This is a genomic window from Aeromonas lacus (assembly GCF_000764665.1).
In the GTDB taxonomy this organism is placed as follows: domain Bacteria; phylum Pseudomonadota; class Gammaproteobacteria; order Enterobacterales; family Aeromonadaceae; genus Aeromonas; species Aeromonas lacus.
The window spans coordinates 1-19,031 of record NZ_JRGM01000129.1; the positions used below are offsets into that span (position 1 = coordinate 1).

17 protein-coding genes and 6 tRNA genes are annotated in these 19,031 nt (G+C 57.9%); 9 read left to right on the plus strand and 14 right to left on the minus strand.

What is annotated here, in order from left to right; translation table 11 throughout:
- Nucleotides 1-306: 306 nt before the first annotated feature.
- Nucleotides 307-394: transfer RNA gene (locus tag LG31_RS0108060), tRNA-Ser, on the minus strand.
- Between the two features lie 197 nt (nt 395-591).
- Here LG31_RS0108060 and LG31_RS0108065 point away from each other — a divergent pair.
- Both LG31_RS0108065 and LG31_RS0108070 read left to right on the plus strand, forming a co-directional pair.
- Nucleotides 592-1,341 (plus strand): DsbA family protein, encoded by a 750-nt coding sequence (locus LG31_RS0108065; RefSeq protein WP_033113971.1) that lies wholly within the window; start codon nt 592-594, stop codon nt 1,339-1,341.
- Between the two features lie 276 nt (nt 1,342-1,617).
- Nucleotides 1,618-2,520 (plus strand): sulfite exporter TauE/SafE family protein, encoded by a 903-nt coding sequence (locus tag LG31_RS0108070; RefSeq protein ID WP_033113972.1) that lies wholly within the window; start codon nt 1,618-1,620, stop codon nt 2,518-2,520.
- Here LG31_RS0108070 and LG31_RS20455 read toward each other — a convergent pair.
- Both LG31_RS20455 and hemL read right to left on the minus strand, forming a co-directional pair.
- Nucleotides 2,435-3,250, minus strand: a complete 816-nt coding sequence (locus LG31_RS20455; protein ID WP_084059582.1) for a hypothetical protein — start codon at nt 3,248-3,250, stop codon at nt 2,435-2,437. The two genes, LG31_RS0108070 and LG31_RS20455, sit on opposite strands and share 86 nt — an antisense overlap.
- Nucleotides 3,251-3,447: 197 nt before the next feature.
- Nucleotides 3,448-4,734, minus strand: coding sequence for a glutamate-1-semialdehyde 2,1-aminomutase (gene hemL, locus LG31_RS0108080; RefSeq protein WP_033113974.1), 1,287 nt, complete (start codon nt 4,732-4,734; stop codon nt 3,448-3,450).
- A 244-nt stretch (nt 4,735-4,978) separates the two neighbouring features.
- Here hemL and clcA point away from each other — a divergent pair, with 244 nt between their 5' ends.
- The 3 genes from clcA (at nt 4,979) to erpA (ending at nt 7,597) form a co-directional block, all read left to right on the plus strand.
- Nucleotides 4,979-6,370: a H(+)/Cl(-) exchange transporter ClcA gene (clcA, locus tag LG31_RS0108085; protein ID WP_033113975.1), complete on the plus strand. Its 1,392-nt coding sequence runs from the start codon at nt 4,979-4,981 to the stop codon at nt 6,368-6,370.
- Between the two features lie 93 nt (nt 6,371-6,463).
- On the plus strand, nt 6,464-7,159 hold the full coding sequence (locus LG31_RS0108090) for a DUF6776 family protein (RefSeq protein ID WP_033113976.1): 696 nt from the start codon (nt 6,464-6,466) through the stop codon (nt 7,157-7,159).
- Between the two features lie 87 nt (nt 7,160-7,246).
- Nucleotides 7,247-7,597, plus strand: coding sequence for an iron-sulfur cluster insertion protein ErpA (gene erpA, locus LG31_RS0108095; protein ID WP_005340225.1), 351 nt, complete (start codon nt 7,247-7,249; stop codon nt 7,595-7,597).
- Nucleotides 7,598-7,712: 115 nt separating this feature from the next.
- Here erpA and nhaC read toward each other — a convergent pair whose 3' ends face one another.
- On the minus strand, nt 7,713-9,122 hold the full coding sequence (nhaC, locus tag LG31_RS0108100; RefSeq protein ID WP_033113977.1) for a Na+/H+ antiporter NhaC: 1,410 nt from the start codon (nt 9,120-9,122) through the stop codon (nt 7,713-7,715).
- Nucleotides 9,123-9,423: 301 nt separating this feature from the next.
- Between nhaC and LG31_RS0108105 the strand changes: the two genes are divergently transcribed.
- Entirely contained in the window at nt 9,424-9,630 is a 207-nt protein-coding gene (locus LG31_RS0108105; RefSeq protein ID WP_033114083.1) for a hypothetical protein, read from the plus strand.
- 6 nt (nt 9,631-9,636) lie between these two features.
- On the opposite strand, the gene LG31_RS0108110 is transcribed toward LG31_RS0108105, so the two are convergent.
- The 9 genes from LG31_RS0108110 to rsmC all read right to left on the minus strand — a co-directional run bounded on the left by LG31_RS0108110 (nt 9,637) and on the right by rsmC (nt 14,671).
- Nucleotides 9,637-9,909: a late competence development ComFB family protein gene (locus tag LG31_RS0108110; RefSeq protein ID WP_033113978.1), complete on the minus strand. Its 273-nt coding sequence runs from the start codon at nt 9,907-9,909 to the stop codon at nt 9,637-9,639.
- A gap of 109 nt (nt 9,910-10,018) precedes the next feature.
- Nucleotides 10,019-10,104 (minus strand) — tRNA-Leu (locus tag LG31_RS0108115).
- Nucleotides 10,105-10,175: 71 nt separating this feature from the next.
- Nucleotides 10,176-10,261 (minus strand) — tRNA-Leu (locus LG31_RS0108120).
- Between the two features lie 45 nt (nt 10,262-10,306).
- Nucleotides 10,307-10,392: transfer RNA gene (locus LG31_RS0108125), tRNA-Leu, on the minus strand.
- A gap of 44 nt (nt 10,393-10,436) precedes the next feature.
- Nucleotides 10,437-10,522 (minus strand) — tRNA-Leu (locus tag LG31_RS0108130).
- 53 nt (nt 10,523-10,575) lie between these two features.
- Nucleotides 10,576-10,661, minus strand: a tRNA-Leu gene (locus tag LG31_RS0108135).
- 162 nt (nt 10,662-10,823) lie between these two features.
- A complete protein-coding gene (gene glgA / locus LG31_RS0108140) occupies nt 10,824-12,284 on the minus strand; it encodes a glycogen synthase GlgA (RefSeq protein WP_033113979.1) in 1,461 nt (486 codons plus the stop codon).
- The gene (gene glgC / locus LG31_RS0108145; RefSeq protein WP_033113980.1) at nt 12,274-13,491 is read right to left on the minus strand and encodes a glucose-1-phosphate adenylyltransferase; all 1,218 of its coding nucleotides are present in this window, start codon (nt 13,489-13,491) and stop codon (nt 12,274-12,276) included. Before glgC ends, glgA begins: the two co-directional genes overlap by 11 nt.
- 151 nt (nt 13,492-13,642) lie before the next feature.
- A complete protein-coding gene (gene rsmC / locus LG31_RS0108150) occupies nt 13,643-14,671 on the minus strand; it encodes a 16S rRNA (guanine(1207)-N(2))-methyltransferase RsmC (RefSeq protein ID WP_033113981.1) in 1,029 nt (342 codons plus the stop codon).
- A gap of 280 nt (nt 14,672-14,951) precedes the next feature.
- On the opposite strand from rsmC, the gene dapA reads away from it, so the two are divergent.
- Nucleotides 14,952-15,824, plus strand: a complete 873-nt coding sequence (gene dapA, locus LG31_RS0108155) for a 4-hydroxy-tetrahydrodipicolinate synthase (RefSeq protein ID WP_033113982.1) — start codon at nt 14,952-14,954, stop codon at nt 15,822-15,824.
- Between the two features lie 56 nt (nt 15,825-15,880).
- On the opposite strand, the gene LG31_RS0108160 is transcribed toward dapA, so the two are convergent.
- Nucleotides 15,881-16,849, minus strand: a complete 969-nt coding sequence (locus LG31_RS0108160; RefSeq protein ID WP_033113983.1) for a CYTH domain-containing protein — start codon at nt 16,847-16,849, stop codon at nt 15,881-15,883.
- Nucleotides 16,850-17,018: 169 nt separating this feature from the next.
- Between LG31_RS0108160 and LG31_RS0108165 the strand changes: the two genes are divergently transcribed.
- Entirely contained in the window at nt 17,019-17,699 is a 681-nt protein-coding gene (locus tag LG31_RS0108165; protein WP_033113984.1) for a TIGR00153 family protein, read from the plus strand.
- Between the two features lie 25 nt (nt 17,700-17,724).
- The gene (locus LG31_RS0108170) at nt 17,725-18,990 is read left to right on the plus strand and encodes an inorganic phosphate transporter (RefSeq protein WP_033113985.1); all 1,266 of its coding nucleotides are present in this window, start codon (nt 17,725-17,727) and stop codon (nt 18,988-18,990) included.
- Nucleotides 18,991-19,031: the final 41 nt, after the last annotated feature.

Genomic DNA, 19,031 nt, shown 5'->3' on the forward strand with positions numbered 1-19,031 from the left:
CATCGATGGTGAAGCCGAGTCGCTTGGCGAGGGTCACCATGCCGCGATTGCTCGGCATGGTCATGCCCGAGAGCTGGCCAATCCCCTGTTCGCTGGCGTAGCGGATGATCTTTTCCATCATTACCTGCCGAGTTTTAATCTCTCTCCTTCAGTTCAGAAAGCAGTGGGGGTAGAAAACAGTGTGTTTAAGTGGTGGGTTATAGTGAGGCGGCATATGAAACGCCATGAAAGGTAAAGTGACGGGATATAGAGAAGGGGTAAAAACAAAAAGCCCACGCAACTTACGTCGCGTGGGCTCGGAATAAATGGCGGAGGAGGTGGGATTTGAACCCACGGATGGTCGCCCATCGCCGGTTTTCAAGACCGGTGCATTCAGCCGCTCTGCCACCCCTCCGCAGCAGTGCGGCGAATATTACCATGCTGATCAGGGTTGTAAATCCCCGGCTGGTTCGATTGCTGGTTAATTGCACGAAATGACCGATTAAATGGGCAAACTGGTTGGAATGAGTGCTTTTTTGGTCTGATTGCTTGACTTGAAAAGAGAGTCCACCACTATAGTGGCCTCCATCATATCCTCTGCAAGATAACGTTATGACTATTAAAAATGCCCTGTTTTGCGCTCTGGCGGGCGTAACCTTGCTGGCATCGCCGGTGCAGGCGAGCGAGCTGACCAAGAGTGATGTCGAGCAGATCGTTCGCGACTATCTGGTCAAGAATCCCGAGATCCTGGTCGAGATGTCCAATGCCCTGCGTGCCAAGCAGGAGAGCCAGCAGGCCGAGAGTGACAAGGCGCTGATCAAGGCTCACTCCAAGCAGCTTTATGCCAACCAGGATCCCGAGATGGGCAATCCGAAGGGGTCGCTGACTATTGTCGAGTTCTTCGATTACAACTGCGGTTACTGCAAGCGGGCACATCCGCTGGTCGAGCAGCTGATGGCTGAGGACAAGGATATTCGCTACATCTACAAGCAGTTCCCGATCCTGAGCGAAACCTCCTATTTCGCTGCGCGCGCCGCACTGGCCGTTCAGCTGGGTCAGCCCGACAAGTACCAGGCTTTCCATGAGAAGCTCTATGCCCATCAGGGCCCGCTCTCCGATGAAGCGCAGGTCAAGAAGGTGGCAGAAGAGGCCGATGTTAACTGGAGCAAGGTAGAGGCCAAGATCAAGGATGGCAGCATCGATCAGAATCTGGGAACCAACCGGGCTCTGGCTGAAGCGCTCGGTATTTCCGGCACTCCCGCCTTTATCATCGGTGACCAGATCCTGCGTGGTGCACCACGGGATTTGGCAAGCCTGAAAAGCTTCGTCAAGGACGTGCGTGCTGGCAAAAGCATCCAGTAACGTGCTTGTATCCTGACGGAATAAAAAGAGGGTCGGTATTGCTACCGGCCCTCTTCTCTTTATGTCCCGAGTCACAGGTGGTCGTCGCGAAAGGACCATAACAACGTGCGCAGGACTCGACCTCTCGGTCTCAGTAACAAGTATTAGCAGAGTCGTTCGACTTCCATTCGTATTTATTTAAGCGTCCCGCAGTCGCTTGTGAGAGTTGCTTAATTCAGGTCAGGATTTTTTCTGCTGCCTGCCTTAGAATCGCGTCCCTTGCAGGAGAAAACCTCGATGTTAGTTGATATTTTACGGCTTGTTTTTATTGCTGGCGGTTTGGTATTCATCTTTATGCTGGTACAAGCGTGCTGGCAAAAACGATGCAATGGGACTTTTGAGTCTACCCCCTTCTGGCCTGTGGCGCTGATCGGCGGTGTCGCGAACTTTCTCGATACCCTGGGGGTTGGCAGCTTTGCGGTCAAAACAGCCTGCTACAAGCAGTTCAAGCTGATCGATGATCGTCTGTTGCCGGGTACTCTCAACGGCCAGTGCGTGTTGCCGACCGTGACTCAGTCGCTAATCTTCGTCGGCGCAGTAGCGGTGGAGCCGCTGACGCTGATCAGCATGATGATTGCTGCCGCAGCTGGAGCTGCCTGGGGGGCGCGTCATGTCGCCTCGTTTGATCGGCAGACCATCCGGCTGGTGATGGCGGTCTCTCTGCTGGTCGTTGCCGGGCTGATTTTTGCCGGCCTGCTCGGCCTCTTCCCGGTCGGTGGCGATGCCATGGGGCTCAGTGGCTACAAGCTGGTGATCGCCCTGATCGGCAACTTTATCTTCGGTGTCCTGATGAATGTCGGGATCGGTCTGTTCGCCCCCTGCATGACGCTGGTCTATCTGCTCGGAATGAACCCGCTGGCGGCGTTCCCCATCATGATGGGCTCTACCGCGGTACTTAGCGTTTTCTCCGCAGGCACCTTTATCCGCAAGGGGGCATTTGATGCCAAAGCGGTGCTGGCGGTTGCCATCTTTGGCCCGGTTGGTGTGGTGCTGGCGGCCATGCTGGTCAAGTCGATGGATATGGCGATGCTGAAGTGGCTGGTTGCCTTTATTGTCATCTATACCTCCTGGACCATGTACGCCTCCTGGCGGGCTGCTCGTCGCCCCACCGCGCAGCTGGCTGCGGATATCGCTGGTTAGCCTGCACCAGTGCCGCTTCCGCTCTGGCCCCGAGAAAGACATAGAGTCCGAGGGCCAGCAGCAATCCCACCGCACACCCCATCACCCCAATCGCAGGCCAGAGCAGTTCGCTCTGGCCGAGCGACCCTTTGAATAGCAGCAACAGCCCTTCGATAGAGACCGCGATCAGAATGGCGGCGATGAAGCGGGTGATGGTGCGTCTTATGGCGCTGTGGCGGAAGATATCCTTATGCAGCAGCACCTCCTCCTCCAGAATGGTTTTGCCGAGATCGAATACCGCCAGTGCCAGCGTCAGGAAGATAATGGCGCTGAGGGCCCCCAGTCGGTTCTGCTGCGCCCCGCATAGCAGCAGATAGAGCTGTTCCAGTCCATGCCAGATGAGCGTCGCAACGATGAGGAACAGCGCCATGCTGAGCACCACATAGATGGTCTTGAACCAGGGCATGGCGCGGCGCCGCTCTCTGTCTCCCATCAGCCAGGCTATCAGTTGGTTGAGGCAGAGGGTCAACTCTCGTCCCTCCCCACGGGCGATCAGTTGCAAGCGGTTCTGCGTGCTCGGGCGTGGCGACAAGATGCAAGCCGGCCCCTGATAGCGGTCGATGCTGATGATAAAGGGGTACTCCTTGAGCGCAGCGAGAGGCGCGCAGAGCAAACCATGGATCAGTGGCGTCAGCTCAACCTGATACTCCTGATAACGTCGCAATACATCGATGGGGCTCATCTCTGCCATATGGACCTCGGTGACGTGGGCTCCTTTAGCGTGTGTGCAAATAGTGGGCCCGATATATGACAGGCTGAGCGGATGAGGTTGCACCATAGGGTGGCAAATAAGTGGGGTAGGAGGTCGGGGGTGCACCAGAAGCGGGCGTAGATTGCAGATATGGAAAAGGGCCCGTGACGGGCCCTTTTGTGACAAGCAGCGGCGATTTAGCCAGCCAGCTTGGCGAAGCTGCGTTCGGCGGCTGCCAGAGTATGTTCAATCTCCTTGTCGCCGTGAGCCAGCGACAGGAAGCCTGCCTCGTAGGCGCTCGGCGCCAGATAGACGCCTTCTTCGAGCATCAGGTGATAGAAGCGCTTGAAGCGTTCCATGTCGCAGCGAGTGACCTGCTCGTAGCGGGTGATTTCGGGCTCGTCGGTGAAGAAGAAGCCGAACATGCCACCCACATAGTTGATGGCGAGCGGGATGCCGTGTTTGGCAGCGGCCGCTTTCAGTCCTTCCGCAACACGCGCAGTCTTGGCGCTCAGCTGCTCATAGAGGCCCGGCTCCAGCAGCAGATCCAGCATGGTGAGGCCGGCAGCCATGGCCACCGGGTTGCCGGAGAGAGTACCAGCCTGATAGACGGGGCCTGTCGGGGCGATGTGCTGCATCACCTTCTTCTTGCCGCCGAAGGCGCCGACTGGCATGCCGGCACCGATGATCTTGCCGAGGGTGGTGAGATCCGGGTCGATGTTGTAGTGGCCCTGGGCACCGCGCAGGGAGACACGGAAACCGGTCATCACCTCGTCCAGGATCAGCAGGGCGCCGAACTCGTCGCAGATGGCGCGCAGCCCCTCCAGGAAGCCGGGTACCGGCGGGATGCAGTTCATGTTGCCTGCGACCGGCTCGACGATGATACAGGCGATCTCGCTGCCGTATTGGGTGAAGGCTTTGCGCACCGACGCCAGATCGTTGAACACGCAGGTCAGGGTGTGCTTGGCGAAATCAGCCGGTACACCCGGGCTGTTGGGCTGACCCAGAGTCAGGGCGCCGGAACCGGCCTTGACCAGCAGGGAGTCGGCGTGGCCGTGGTAGCAGCCTTCGAATTTGACGATCTTGTCGCGGCCGGTATAGCCGCGGGCCAGCCGGATGGCGCTCATGGTCGCCTCGGTGCCGGAGTTGACCATTCGGACCTGCTCCATGGAGGGGACGATCTGGCGCACTTTCTCGGCCATCAGCACTTCGATCTCGGTCGGCGCGCCGTAGCTCAGCCCTTTTTCCACCGCCTTGATGACGGCGGCCTTGATGGCCGGGTGGTTGTGGCCCAGCAGCATGGGGCCCCAGGAACCGATGTAATCCACATAGGCCTGACCATCCACGTCATAGAGGTAGGCGCCATCGGCGTGATCGATGAAGCGGGGCGTGCCGCCGACCCCATTGAAGGCGCGGACCGGTGAGTTGACGCCACCCGGAATGGTCTGGCGGGCCTGTTCAAACAGCTGATCTGATTTTGACATGGATCATCCTTAATGGGATTTTGGTCGTCACGCAGGAGAAAGCAGTCGATCGAGACTCGGCAGGTAGGGGCATCAGGAGTATGCTTTGCGCTCTCGCCACCCGGACTCTCGGTCTGCTCCCGTGACAAAAATTTAACGGGCCGACTATAGCAGAAAGCCCCAGCCCTGGGCAGCCGAGCAACGCGTCGGGTGATCCTGATCTCAGCTAGCTGACGATATGGTGTTTCCAAGTTGGTGTAACAAGATGGCGCAACAAGCTCTCTCTTCTTCCGAACCGTCCGCCTCGCCGCGTGGGTCGGTTTCCCGAATCATTCGGCAAGACAGGATGCCCTTGCTGGTTCTGCTGCTGGCGGCACTGGTCGGCACCTTGGCCGGACTGGTCTGCGGCCTGTTCGAGTCAGGCGTGCACTGGCTGGCAGAGCAGCGGCTCGCCCTGCTGGCTGATCGCCCATGGTGGCAGCTCGGCCTGCTTGGCTTTGGCTTCAGCGCCATGCTGGGGTGTATCGGCTACTTCCTGACTCATACTTTTGCCCCCGAGGCCGGTGGCTCCGGCATTCCCGAAATCGAGGGGGCGATGGAGGACCTGCGTCCGGTGCGTTGGTGGCGGGTGTTGCCGGTCAAGTTCTTCGGTGGCGTGTGTACCCTGAGCTCCGGCATGGTGTTGGGACGGGAAGGGCCTTCGGTGCAGATCGGCGGCAACCTTGGCAAGATGGTGGCGGATATCTTCCGGCTGCCCAAGGAGCATGGCCACGCCTTGCTGGCAGCCGGTGCGGCGGGTGGTCTGGCAGCGGCCTTCAATGCACCGCTGGCGGGGATCCTGTTCGTGATGGAGGAGATGCGGCCGCAGTTTCGTTACTCCTTCCTGGCCATCAAGGCGGTGGGGATCTCTGCCATCATGGCGACCCTGATGCTGCAAAACATGAAGGGACAGGGGGCGGTGATCACTCTGCCGCACTACGATGCTCCAGCCCTCAAGGCGCTCTGGCTGTTCCTCTTTATGGGGGCCAGCTTCGGCGTACTGGGCTTTGTTTTCAACAAGCTGGTGCTGGCCTGTCAGGATGGTTATCTGGCACTGCACCAGAACAAACGGCACCGTTTCGTGGCCATCGGTATGCTGGTTGCCGGTACTTTCGGCGTGCTGTCGCTGTTTGCCCCCTCGGTGACGGGCGGTGGCACTGAGCTCATTCCCCATCTGATGGGGGGCGAGTATGCGATGGCGACCCTGTTCCTTATCTTCTCCATTCGTCTGGTGGCGACCCTGATCTGCTTCTGCTCCGGTGCGCCCGGCGGGGTGTTTGCGCCGACGCTGGCCCTCGGCACCCTGTTTGGCGTGGTGTTTGGTCATCTGTTCCACGCGGCTTTTCCGGAGCTTGGCATCGAGCCCGGCGCCTTTGCCATTGCCGGCATGGGGGCGCTGTTTGCCGCGACGGTGCGAGCGCCCATCACGGGGATCGTGCTGGTCACCGAGATGACCGACAACTACCAGCTGATCCTGCCGATGATGATCACCACCATGGGAGCCACCCTTGTGGCACAAGCGCTGGGCGGTCGTCCCATCTATTCCCAGATCCTTGAGCGAACTTTACGACTTGCCGCGCGTCAAAAGCGGGGTGATGGCAGCGTGGCCACCAGTTAATTTTCATCATCACCGCCTGTGGCTTCGGTTAGGGCGGTATAGTGAAAGGAGGTCGCAGTTGCCGCTCTGAGGCAAATAACGGGAAAGAGGGCTATGTCCAACCTATTGAAGTTATTGGTGGTGTTCGCAGTAGGTGGGCTGGCCGGTTATTTTGCCGGCAACCATCAGGATCTGGCCCAGAGCAGCTTGCTGGGGGTTCAGCAGGAGACGCTGGATCGCCAGAGCAATGCCATCAGCCAGCTCAAGATGGAGCTCGGTCTCAAGGATACCCAGCTCGCCACCCAGCGAGCCGCCTTCGAGCAGCTGCAGACCACCCTGAAGAGTCAGGAGGCGCAGGTGCAGGAGCTCAAGCGCCAGCTGGCCTTTTTCGAGCGGATCATGCGCCCGACTGGCGAGCAGGTTGGGGTGGTAATCGACAACCTGACTCTGCAGGAGAGCAGCATTCCGGGTCGTTACCACTATCGACTGGCCTTGACCCAGCCCGCCAAGAAGCGCGAGCTGTTTCGCGGTCAGGTGCAGATCCGGGTCGAGGGGAGCCTTGGCGACAAGCCAAAAGTGCTGTCCGGGCGGGATCTGGGCATGAAGGTGAGCGAGTGGCGCTACTCCCTGCGCTATTTCCAGCTGCTGGAGGGGAACTGGCAACTGCCGGAAGGGTTTGTGCCGGATCGGATCCGGGTCACCATCAACAAGGATGGCCGGCAACCGGCGCAGGAGCTGCTGGTTGAGTGGGCCGATGCGCTTAAGCCGCTAGTCGCCGCACCGCCTGCTCCGGTGCCCGCTGCAGGTTAAACGTGGTGAATACTTGAACTGAATGGTCGGGTATTGGATAATTTCGCGGTTTCCATGTTTGTGGATCTAATGGTTGTGAGGTCAGTAATGAGTGCAGTAGCAGAAGCCCCGCTGCCCATCCAGATGACGGATGCGGCAGCCAACAAGGTGAAGAACCTGATCACCGAAGAAGAGAATCCGGAGCTCAAGCTGCGGGTCTACATCACGGGTGGGGGCTGCTCTGGTTTCCAGTATGGCTTTACCTTTGATGAGAAGATCAACGACGGCGATACCGTGGTCGAGAAGAATGGCGTCACCATGGTGATCGATCCGATGAGTCTCCAGTATCTGGTTGGCGGCAGTGTGGATTACACCGAGGGGCTGGAAGGTTCACGTTTTACCGTGACCAATCCCAATGCAACCACTACCTGTGGCTGTGGTTCCAGCTTCTCCATCTGATCGATCCCGACGATCAGACGCAGCGGCTCTCGGCAACGAGGGCCGTTTTTCTTTGTGCAGAGGGTTGGAGTGGAAATAAAAAGGCGCCGATGAGGCGCCTTTTTGATTGGTGCAGTTAGCGGGAGCTTGCTGCCGCTACCAGCGGAACCCTGTTCACCGCCTTGCCCATGTAGGCGAGGGTGATGGTCACAATGATGCAGGTGAAGCTCAGCCACATGTAGGGGAGGTAGTCGAGAGTGGCAACCCCCAGAACTCCGGCCATGAAGATGCCATTGTCGCTCCAGGGCACCATGCCGCAAGTAAGGGTGCCACCAAACTCGGCGTTGCGAGAGAGGTTCTTGCGTGCCAGCCCCAGCCGGTCGTAGTTCTTGGCCATGATCTTGGGGGTCAGGATCAGCGACACATACATGGCGGAGCCGAACACGTTGGCCAGGAAGGCTGTGCCAATGGTGTGGGTAGTCAGGCTACCGGCACTGTTGATGCGCTTCTCGAAGGCGCTGGCGATGACGGAGAGGATGCCTACCTTCTCCAGCAGGCCGCCAAAGCCCAGACCGAAGATGATGACAGCTACCGAGCCCAGCATGGACTCCATGCCGCCACGACCGAGGATGTTGTCGATGAAGTCGATCCCGGAGGTGATGGCAAACGGGCTGTAGGCAGAGTGCATCGCTTTCACCGGATCCATGTCCTGGAACAGGATCGCCCAGATCAGGCCCAGCAGGGCACCGAAACTGATCACCGGGAAGGCAGGTTTGCGGTTGGCCAGCAGGCCCAGCACCAGCACCACGGGCACGATGGCCAGCGGGGTGATGTTGAACTGCTTGTCGAGCGCTTCCATCACCAGATTGACCTGCTCCAGGCTGACGTTGCCCGAATACTGCATGCCGACCACAGTGAACAGCACGGCGGTAATGATGTAGGAGAGCAGGCTGATTGGCAGCATCCCCTTGATGTGCTCCACCACGTCGACGTTGGACATGGTGGAGGCCAGCACGACAGAGTCGGAGAGCGGGGAGAGCTTGTCACCGAAATAGACGCCGGAGAGCACGGCACCGGCAACCAGAGGCGCAGGTACGCCGAGGCTGTGGCCAATCCCCATCATGGCGATGCCGGCTGTGGCGGCCGAACCCCAGGAGGTGCCGGTGGCCAGCGAGGTCAGCGAGCAGATGATCAGGGTCGCCAGCAGGAAGATGGAGGGGTGAATTACCTTGAGGCCGAAGTAGATGATGCTGGGTACGATGCCGCCAGCGATCCAGGTGCCGACCAGTGCTCCGACGGAGACCAGGATCAGGATGGCCCCCATCCCCTTGGATACCCCATCAACGGCGGCTTGCTCCAGGGATTTGTAGTCATGACCGAGCTTGATACCAAGCCCCATGATGACGAACCAGGCGATGAACAGTGCCAGCTGGATAGGCAGATCGAGCACGCTGGTGAACGAGAATGCCAGAGCCAGGAAAATGGCCAGGCAGGCAAACACCTGCAACATGCTCGGCAATCGGATGTGGTTTTGTTGGTTTTGCATAGATACTTCCTAAACTCTTGCTCGCCAAGGTTGGCTCCTCTCATCCTGTGGATACGCATATCCCGAGGGGCCAACCCAAAAAGAGGCCGCAATCTACCACAAAGTAGGAGGGTTAAAGCCTAACCAAATTGGCAAAATTGCACTTTTGATTGAAAAAATCACAGAATTGTTGATCTCATAACCCGTTTTTGAGCGCTTTATTGGCATAAAAGCCTATTTTGAGTCTTGCGCTGGAGGAGGGTTGCATCTTCCACTTATGAACATGATAATTATTATCATTATCTTTGTGGGGAGGCAAAACATGAACTGGGTGGTGCGGGGAGTGATGCTGCTAGCCGGGTTGGTTGTGCTCGGATGGGGCCATGACAAAGAGTACGGCATCTGGAGTCTGGGATTTCTGCTGGCTGCCTGGATGATGCTTGAACCCAGATTGAAACCGGCACTGATCCTGTTGCCAGTGGCAGGGCTGACCGGCGTGGTGGCCCTGCTCTGGCAGCATACCGGCTAGTAGGCCTTATGCGTGTTTGACGGGAGCCTGCTTGATCTTCTGTTGGGCCTGCTTGAGCGACTCAACGACATTTTTCTCCATCTCGCTCCGTTTGGCATCGGTCAGGAAGTAGATCATGTCGACATCGTGGCGAATATAGTGGGAGGGGAGCTGGTTGAGGGTAAGGCAGCAGAGATCGGCCATCTGGTCGCTGCTGAGTTTTTGCTGCAGCCCCTGTTTTTCAATCTCTTTGAGCACCAGATGCTCGTAGAAGTTGTGAATGTCGGTATCCAGTATCATATGCGTTCCTTGGCATGACGATGAGCAGTGAGTCGTCAAAAGCATAGCCATAACAAGGATTAAAAACAAAAGGCCCGTCACTTTCGTGATGGGCCTTTTGCGTAATGAATGGTGCGAAGAGAGGGACTCGAACCCTCACATCCGTGGGACACTAACACCTGAAGCTAGCGCGTCTACCAATTCCGCCACCTTCGCACACTGATTTTTTCCAGCTGGTTTTTAAATGCGGTTGGAGCGCATTGCTCTGTTTTTACATGTCAGAATCATGGTGCGAAGAGAGGGACTCGAACCCTCACACCCGGGGGGCACTAACACCTGAAGCTAGCGCGTCTACCAATTCCGCCACCTTCGCACATCGGGTTATCAGTCTGGATTTACATGCTGTCTGATAAAAGCATGGTGCGAAGAGAGGGACTCGAACCCTCACATCCGTGGGACACTAACACCTGAAGCTAGCGCGTCTACCAATTCCGCCACCTTCGCACATTGTGTTACCAGTTTTGATTTACATGCTGTCTGGAGAAGCATGGTGCGAAGAGAGGGACTCGAACCCTCACACCCGGGGGGCACTAACACCTGAAGCTAGCGCGTCTACCAATTCCGCCACCTTCGCACATTCGGGTTTTCTAGTTGGATTTACATGCTGCTGAATCAGCATGGCAGTATTGGTGCGAAGAGAGGGACTCGAACCCTCACATCCGTGGGACACTAACACCTGAAGCTAGCGCGTCTACCAATTCCGCCACCTTCGCATCCTAGCGCGTCTACCAATTCCGCCACCTTCGCATCACTGCGGAGGGGGATTCTATAGAGTTTTGGGGGAGCGTCAACAGCCAAAGGGGACTTTTTTCGCTGTTGACGCTTAAAGACATACCAAAGGGACAAAACTTCAGCAATCTGCCCGAGTGGCTAGCTCAGTAACGGCCCAATGCGCTCAGATACATCTGCTCGTACTGGGTGACCGAGTCGGGCCAGTTGAAGCGGGTGTTCATGGCATTGCGCTGCACCTTGGCAAATTTTTCCCTGTCTTGCAGGAAATAGAGCAGGCTGCGACGCATGGTATCGAGCAAAATGGCGGCGGTTGGGTCATTGAAGCAGAAGCCTGTGGCATGCTCGGGATCGGCATCCCAGTCGACCACGGTATCTTTCAGTCCACCCACCGCGCGCACCAGTGGCAGGGTGCCATAGGCCAGGCTGTACATCTGGTTGAGCCCACAAGGTTCGAACAGCGAGGGCATCAGGAAGAAGTCTGCTCCGGCTTCAACCAGATGGGCCAGTCGGTCATCATAGGCATTGATGAAGGCGAGCTTGTCCGGGTAATCCCGGGCCATGGTTTGCAGTTGCGTGGCGAGCGCAGGATCGCCAGAGCCGACGATCACCACTTGTACCTGATGGTGGAGAAATTTCTCCAGCGCCGGGATCAGCAGGGGGACACCCTTCTGCTCGGTCAGGCGGCATACCATGCCATAGATAGGCAGGTTTGCGACTGGCAGACCAACCTCTTGTTGCAGGCTCTCTTTGCACACCTGCTTGCCGGTCAGATTGTCGACGCTATAGGTTGCGGGCAGGAGTTCGTCGAACTCGGGATCCCAGTCCTTGTAGTCGCAACCATTGAGGATGCCGCAAAGGTCGGCAGCCCGCTGCTGGAAGATGTGTGCCATGCCGTGGGCACCAAGGTGAGTCAGCAGCTCCTGGGCATAGTTGGGGCTGACCGCATTGATCTTGTCAGCATAAAGAACCCCGCACTTGAGCAGATTGACGTGGCCGTAGTCGTAGTTGATGCGGCGCTCGTAGTCGGCGATCTCGGGCATGGCCCAGAACTGCTCCCGCCCGAATACCCCCTGAAACGCCGCGTTGTGAATACTGATCACGCTGCGGGTCTGCTGGAAGAAGGGGTTATGGGCATGGCGGGTTTTCAACAGAAGCGGCAACAGGCCAGTGTGCCAGTCGTTGCAGTGGGCGATGTCCGGGGCGAAACCAAGTTGCTCACAGGCATGGAGGGCTGCTGCCGAGAAGAAGGCAAAGCGCTCGCCGTTGTCCGGATAAGCCTGATTGTTTTCAGCATAAAGCTGGGGGCGGTCGAAATATTGCTGGCAGTCGATGAGATAGATGCAAACACCATCCAGCCCCATCTGGTAGATGCGATAACCGATATCCGGCAGACCCGGGTGGGTGGGCAGCCAGCGCGATGCCACCAGTTTTGCCTCATCCCGGTGTTTTATCGTCTTGTAGAAGGGGAGCATGATTCTGACATCATGCCCCTTCTGGGCCAGATACATTGGCAGTGCTCTGGCTACATCCGCCAGGCCACCAGTCTTGACCAGCCCCTCGACCTCCGAGGCAACAAACAGGATTTTCAGTGGGTTAATAGCCAACTCTTGCTCCCTTAGGTACCACCACGATACCGCCTTCGGATACGGTAAATCGTTCTCTATCGTGGTCGAGATTTTCACCGATAACGGTGCCTGGCGCAATTTCAACGTTTTTATCAATGATGGCGCGCCGGATGGAGCACCCTTCGCCAATCTTCACATCCCCCAGCAGCACAGACTCACTGATGTGACTGCAGGCGCCGATGTTGCAGCGAAAACCGAGGATGGAGCGCTGGATCTGGCTGCCCTGAATGAAGCAACCGGCGGAGATAAGCGAGTTGGCGATCTTCACCTTGCACTCGTCGCTGTCGATGAAGGTTGCTGGCGGTAGGGCCGGGTAGTGGGTGTGCAGCGGCCACTTGCGGTTGTAGAGAGAGAAGAGAGGGTTGTCGGCCACCAAATCCATGTGCGCCTGCCAGTAGGAGTCCAGGGTGCCCACATCGCGCCAGTAGACGTTGGGTTTTTCGCCCGGGATCACGTTGGTGCTGTAGTCGTAGACATAGACTGGAGCCCTTGGGTAGAGGCTGGGGATCACATCCTTGCCAAAGTCATGGCTGGAGTTCTCCTCTGCGGCATCCCGCTTCAGCTCGCGGCAGAGGGCTTCGGTCTCGAAGATGTAGTTGCCCATGGAGACCAGCGCCTGGGTGGGATCGCCAGGTATGTGTTTGGGCTGTTTCGGTTTTTCCTGAAAGCCGATCATCCGTCCTTCGGCATCCACCTCGATTACCCCGAACGAGCTAGCCTCTGCAATAGGCATGCGCAGGGCTGCGACTGTCATTGCGGCATTTTTCTGCTTGTGGAAGCTCACCATCTGGCTCACATCCATCTTGTAGATGTGGTCGGAGCCGAAGATGCAGACATGATCCGGTTCGGCCCGCTCGATAAAGCCGAGGTTCTGGTAGATGGCGTCGGCGGTGCCGTCATACCAGCGCTTGCCCATCCGCATCTGGGCCGGTATGGGGTCGATAAAGCGGTCAGTGATGCCGACGATATTCCAGCCTTTCTTCATGTGCAGATAGAGGGACTGGGATTTGAACTGGGTGAGGACGTAGATACGCAGAAAGTCTGCGTTGACGAAATTGTTGAGGACAAAGTCGATTAGCCGGTAGCTGCCGCCAAAGGGTACCGACGGCTTGCTGCGGGTGGTTGTCAAAGGCTGCAGGCGAGTACCTTCACCTCCGGCCAGGATCATGGTCAAAATGCCAGCCATCGTATTTCTCTCCCTGAATAAACATGTATGAAAAGGTTTTCAACCTTCGGCATAAAAACACCCCTAAAGGGGTGTTTTTGCTGTGCTTCTAGTACCTTATCAGATTCCGGATGGCGCTCTCTAGCGGTTTTATTGTACTGCTTACACTTATTTACACTTTGCTCAGATAGACCTTGAATTTGGCGTCGCTGTTGCTCACTTCCGTCCGTTTGAAGTGTGCTTCCAGTATAGGCTGATAGCGCAGGAATGCGTTGGCAACTATGGTCAGGCTGCCATGGGGACGTAAAAATTCAGGCGCCTTGGCGAGGAAGGTTTCGGTCGCCGCATAGAAGGTCTTGAGCCCGGCATGGAAAGGGGGGTTGGAGACAATCTGGTCAAACGATCCCGTGATGTCGGAGTAGACGTCAGAGGCATGAACCTCCCCTTGGAGACCGTTGATGGCCAGGGTGCGGCGGCTCGATTCCAGCGCCAGCGCATTGATGTCCACCATGGTGACCTTGAGTCCGGGATTGCGTTTGGCCAGCACGGAGCCAATCACCCCGGCACCGCAACCGAAATCGAGCAGTGAACCCTTCATGGCCGGCACGGTTGCCAGCAGCATCTGGGTGCCGAGGTCCAGCTCGGCCGCGCTGAATACGCCGGGCAACGCCAGCACGGTGAGCTTGGTCTCGCCGGCTTTGCACTGATAGCGGCCAAACCAGCTATCCAGATTGAACGGAGCGACCGGTTTGCTCAGCTCGCCATGATAGAGAGAGCAGCGGCGCGCCGAATCGCGCTTGATCGGCTTGTCGCCATAGGGGGCCAGCAGCTTGTCTGCGCCATTGATGCCGCCACGGTTTTCGCCGGCGAGGAACAGGTCGGCGCCCGCCTCCAGCAGGGGGGTCATCATGGCCAGCAAATACTGCGCCTCGGCTTTCGCCTTGGGCATCAGCAACAACAGGGCATCGAAGCGGGGAGCTCCGCCCAGCTGGTGGTCGAACAGAATGGCCTCGCCGAGGGCTGCCTGCTGGCTGCGGTAGTAGCAGTAATCGGTAGTAAAGACGGTCAGAGATTGGGCCAGAGTGGCCAGCTGGCGGGGGTAGTCATCCTCCAGCGCGCCACAGACAAGTAGCCGCTTGCCGACAAAGAGGGCTTGGTTTCGTTCCAGCATCTGGCTGACGGCACTGATTGGGCAGCTCATCGGGTCTCTCCACGCAATTTTGGGCGGCCATTATACATAGCCCCTTTCGCCTTGACATTTATGCTGTGTTCCCGAAATATGCCCAGACACCATTTTTTGAGCAGAGATGAGTCAATGCGGTTCAACGGGTTGAAACGAAAGCATAAAAAAAGCCTGACATTCGGGCCTGCCGACGTTCGCGCGTAACCTCTCATCCCTGAGAAGATTCAAACCCCGGTTGCGCACATCGAACCGGGGTTTTTTATTGCCATTTGAGCGTCAAACCGGAGAAGGAGATCCCATGTTTCAAGGTTCAATCGTTGCGTTGATTACCCCGTTTCGACAGGGAAAGCTGGATGAAGAGGCGCTACTGCGTCTGGTTGAGTGGCATATCGAGCAGGGTACTCACGGCATTGTGCCGGTGGGTACCACGGGTGAGAGCCCGACCCTGACCCACGATGAGCACTGCCGGGTGGTGGAGCTGGTGGTCAAACAGGTCGCTGGCCGCATTCCGGTGATTGCCGGTGCTGGTTCCAACAACCCGGTCGAGGCGATCGAATATACCCAATATGCCGAGCGGGTCGGTGCAGATGCCACCCTGCATGTGGCCGGTTACTACAACCGCCCCAATCAGGAGGGGCTCTACCACCACTTCAAGGCAGTGCACGACGCGACCAGCAAACCCATCATCGTCTACAACATCCCGCCGCGCGCCATCGTTGATGTGCAACCCGCGACCCTGGCCCGTTTGGCCGAACTGCCACGGATTGCCGGGGTGAAAGACGCCACTGGCGATCTGGCGCGCCCCTGGACCGAGCGCCAGCTGATCAAAAAGCCCTTTGCCTGGCTCTCCGGTGAGGATGCCACCGCTGTTGCCTACAACATCGGCGGTGGTCAGGGCTGTATCTCGGTGACCGCCAACGTGGCCCCCAAGCTGGTGGCCGAGGTGCAAAATCTGGCGCTGGCTGGCAAGTGGCAAGAAGCGCGTGAACTGCAAGACCAGCTCATTCCGCTTCATCAGGCGATGTTTGCCGAGCCGAGCCCGGCCGGTGCCAAATATGCCGCCTCTCTGCTCGGTTTCTGCAGTGAAGAGTGCCGGCTGCCGGTGATGCCACTGTCGGAAGCGACCCGCGAGCGCATTCGCAGCGCCATGCAGCAGCTCAACCTACTGTAATGCAAAACGGGTGAGCCAAGGCTCACCCGTTTTGTTTTCTATATCAGATGGGCCGCTCAGCGTGTGCTGTGCAGCCAGTCGGCGATAGCCAGCTGCAGTGCGACATAATCAGCAGAGAGGAAGAGGTTGCCCAGCTCGGCGGGCCATTGGCGATCAGAGACCGGCGCGGCTTGCAGATGTGCCAGCAGGCTTGCCAGCTCTGAACTCCAAAGGGTCGGCTGCGTCAGCTCGGCCGCTCGGCGTTCAATTAGCGCAATCCCTTCACACTGGGCGGCGAATGCCTGCAGGCGAAGCGTTTCATTCTGCGGATTTTCCAGCCAGAGCTGCTCGTGATGCTGCCAGTGACTCAGGCCGGTGGCGATGGCGGTTGCCACATCCATAGCTTCGCTGGTGGCCAGTGATTGCAGTGCCAGCGGCTTGCCGAGCCCGGCCAGTCGATAACCGCGCTGCGCCTTGGACTGCGCCCCCAAACGAATGCCACCCAGCTGGGCGAGGCGCTGCGCCAGTGCAAACAGCACCGTGGTATCGCCCGATTTGAGCTCCAGTTCCAGCTCGTTGATCGCTGTGCGCCCCTGACTGCCGACTATCTCCCCCTGATCCCAGGCCAGCTCGATTTCGGCACCCTCGAAGGTGATGAGCCAGTGGCGGCGCAGAAAGTCGGTACTGAATTGCGCGACCAGCTGTTGCTGGATGCGGTCACGTTCTGTCACATCGGGCCAGATTTCTGCGGGAAAGGCGCTCAATGTCGGCAGATCGCCACCAATAGGCGCATTGTATTCGGGTCTTGCATGCAGGCCACCCACCGCCTGGCCGCGGCATTTGATGGTCTGTTCGGCGTAGGCGTCGCAGCGGCGAATGCGCAACCCCATGTCCAGACGACGCAGGTTGAGGGTCGGCGTGTCGAAATAGACGTTGCCGAGCTGCTGTTGTGATGATTCTTTAATCTCAAAAGAATTCAACAGGTTGGATAAATCTGCCGCAATGTCGCGGGCGACAAAAAACTTTATCTCGATCTCAGTTTGCATACTCATTCCGGGCTGGCAGGCAACTTTGGGGGGCAGGAATCGGGTCGCGGGGATATAATGCCCGCGAAACGACTAGATTAATTCGCGGTTTAATTGAGGGCGCAGTTCGGTTAACATGCGCGCCTCATAAAATCGTATCGAGTGTTTTTTCACCGACACAGGTTTGGCCATGCCAGTAAATACTATTTTGGGGCTTTTTGCCAAGTCCCCCATCAAGCCGCTGCAGAAGCATATCGTCAAGGTTCACCAATGCTCCCAGCAGCTGGTTCCCTTCTTTGATGCCGTTGCTGAAGACCGTTGGGAAGATGCCGAGAAGATCCGGCAGCAGATCTCCCAGCTGGAAAAAGAGGCGGATATCCTCAAGCGTGAAATTCGTCTGAAACTGCCCCGCGGTCTGTTCCTGCCGGTTGCACGCACCGACCTGCTGGAGCTGTTGACCCAGCAAGACAAGATTGCCAACCGTGCCAAGGATATCTCCGGCCGCATGCTTGGCCGTCGCATGGAGTTCCCTTCCGAAATGCGGGAAGGCTTCATGGCTTACCTAAAACGTTGTATTGATGCGACCGCTCAGGCCGAGAAAGCGATCGGGGAGCTCGACGAGCTGCTCGAGACCGGCTTCAAAGGACGGGAAGTGGAAATGGTTGCCGAGATGATCCACCAGCTGGATCTGATCGAGGACGATACAGACACCATGCAGATCGGTCTGCGCCAACAGCTGCAAGCGGTTGAGCAGAACTACAACCCGATCGACGTGATGTTCCTCTACAAGATCCTCGAATGGGTAGGTGACCTGGCTGATCAGGCCGAGCGCGTTGGCGCCCGTCTTGAGCTGATGCTGGCTCGTTCGTAATCGACTGACTGGGTAAACACTATCAATGGACATTATTGCGAATTACGGCACCACTCTGGTGCTCGTGGCGGCCTTGTTCGGCTTTTTGATGGCCTGGGGCATTGGCGCGAATGACGTAGCCAACGCCATGGGCACATCGGTCGGTACCAAATCCCTGACCATTCGTCAGGCGATTATCATCGCCATGATCTTCGAATTTGCCGGTGCCTATCTGGCCGGTGGTGAAGTAACCGCCACCATCCGTAGCGGTATCATCGACAGCAATGCCTTTGCCGATAGCCCGGATCTGCTGGTGCTCGGCATGATCGCTTCCCTGCTGGCTGCCGGTGCCTGGTTGATCCTCGCCTCCTACTTCGGCTGGCCTGTCTCCACCACTCACTCCATCATCGGCGCCATCGTCGGTTTCGCCGTGGTGAGCATTGGCCCGGAAGCGGTACAGTGGAACAAGTTTGGCGGCATCGTTGGCTCCTGGGTCATCACCCCGGCCATCTCCGGTGTCATCGCCTACTTCATGTTCATCAGCGTGCAGAAGCTTATCTTCAACACCGATGATCCCCTGAACAACGCCAAGCGCTACGTCCCCTTCTACATGTTCCTGACCTCGCTGGTGATTTGTTTGGTGACCATCAAGAAGGGTCTGACTCACGTTGGTTTGCACCTGACCGATGGTGAAGGCGTCATGCTCTCCGTGGCCATTTCCATCGCCGTAGCGTTTGCCGGCTGGATCTATATCCGCGGTCAGAAGTACAACCCGCAGGATGACAGCAAGATGCACTTCGCCAACGTGGAGAAGGTATTCGGCATCCTGATGGTGATCACCGCCTGTGCCATGGCCTTTGCCCACGGCTCCAACGACGTCGCCAATGCCATCGGCCCGCTCTCTGCCGTTGCGTCCATCGTTGCTTCCGGCGGCGAGATTGCCAGCAAGGCCTCCATTGCCTGGTGGATCCTCCCCCTTGGCGGTATCGGTATCGTGATCGGTCTGGCCACCATGGGCGAGAAGGTGATGGCGACTGTCGGCACCGGCATCACTCACCTGACCCCGAGCCGTGGTTTCGCCGCCCAGCTGGCCACTGCCGCTACCGTGGTGATCGCCTCCGGTACCGGTCTGCCCATCTCCACCACCCAGACTCTGGTGGGTGCTGTCATGGGCGTGGGTCTGGCGCGCGGTATCGCGGCGCTGAACCTGGGTGTGCTGCGCAACATCGTGGTCTCCTGGGTCATCACCCTGCCGGCAGGCGCCATTCTGGCCATCGGTATCTTCTACGTGCTGCAGGCCTGCTTCTCCTAAGAGAAACTGCGCCAGCAAAAAGCCCGAGTCACTGACTCGGG

Bases quoted from the DNA above. Each gene is read 5' to 3' on its own strand.
- LG31_RS0108110 (WP_033113978.1), bottom strand. From the start codon at position 9,909: ATGATACTGGATACCGACATTCACAACTTCTACGAGCATCTGGTGCTC.
- LG31_RS20455 (WP_084059582.1), bottom strand. From the start codon at position 3,250: ATGGCAGAGATGAGCCCCATCGATGTATTGCGACGTTATCAGGAGTAT.
- LG31_RS0108170 (WP_033113985.1), top strand. From the start codon at position 17,725: ATGGACATTATTGCGAATTACGGCACCACTCTGGTGCTCGTGGCGGCC.
- LG31_RS0108065 (WP_033113971.1), top strand. From the start codon at position 592: ATGACTATTAAAAATGCCCTGTTTTGCGCTCTGGCGGGCGTAACCTTG.
- nhaC (WP_033113977.1), bottom strand. From the start codon at position 9,122: ATGCAAAACCAACAAAACCACATCCGATTGCCGAGCATGTTGCAGGTG.
- dapA (WP_033113982.1), top strand. From the start codon at position 14,952: ATGTTTCAAGGTTCAATCGTTGCGTTGATTACCCCGTTTCGACAGGGA.
- LG31_RS0108070 (WP_033113972.1), top strand. From the start codon at position 1,618: ATGTTAGTTGATATTTTACGGCTTGTTTTTATTGCTGGCGGTTTGGTA.
- hemL (WP_033113974.1), bottom strand. From the start codon at position 4,734: ATGTCAAAATCAGATCAGCTGTTTGAACAGGCCCGCCAGACCATTCCG.
- erpA (WP_005340225.1), top strand. From the start codon at position 7,247: ATGAGTGCAGTAGCAGAAGCCCCGCTGCCCATCCAGATGACGGATGCG.
- LG31_RS0108160 (WP_033113983.1), bottom strand. From the start codon at position 16,849: ATGCAAACTGAGATCGAGATAAAGTTTTTTGTCGCCCGCGACATTGCG.
- glgC (WP_033113980.1), bottom strand. From the start codon at position 13,491: ATGGCTGGCATTTTGACCATGATCCTGGCCGGAGGTGAAGGTACTCGC.
- LG31_RS0108105 (WP_033114083.1), top strand. From the start codon at position 9,424: ATGAACTGGGTGGTGCGGGGAGTGATGCTGCTAGCCGGGTTGGTTGTG.
- rsmC (WP_033113981.1), bottom strand. From the start codon at position 14,671: ATGAGCTGCCCAATCAGTGCCGTCAGCCAGATGCTGGAACGAAACCAA.
- clcA (WP_033113975.1), top strand. From the start codon at position 4,979: ATGGCGCAACAAGCTCTCTCTTCTTCCGAACCGTCCGCCTCGCCGCGT.
- LG31_RS0108090 (WP_033113976.1), top strand. From the start codon at position 6,464: ATGTCCAACCTATTGAAGTTATTGGTGGTGTTCGCAGTAGGTGGGCTG.
- LG31_RS0108165 (WP_033113984.1), top strand. From the start codon at position 17,019: ATGCCAGTAAATACTATTTTGGGGCTTTTTGCCAAGTCCCCCATCAAG.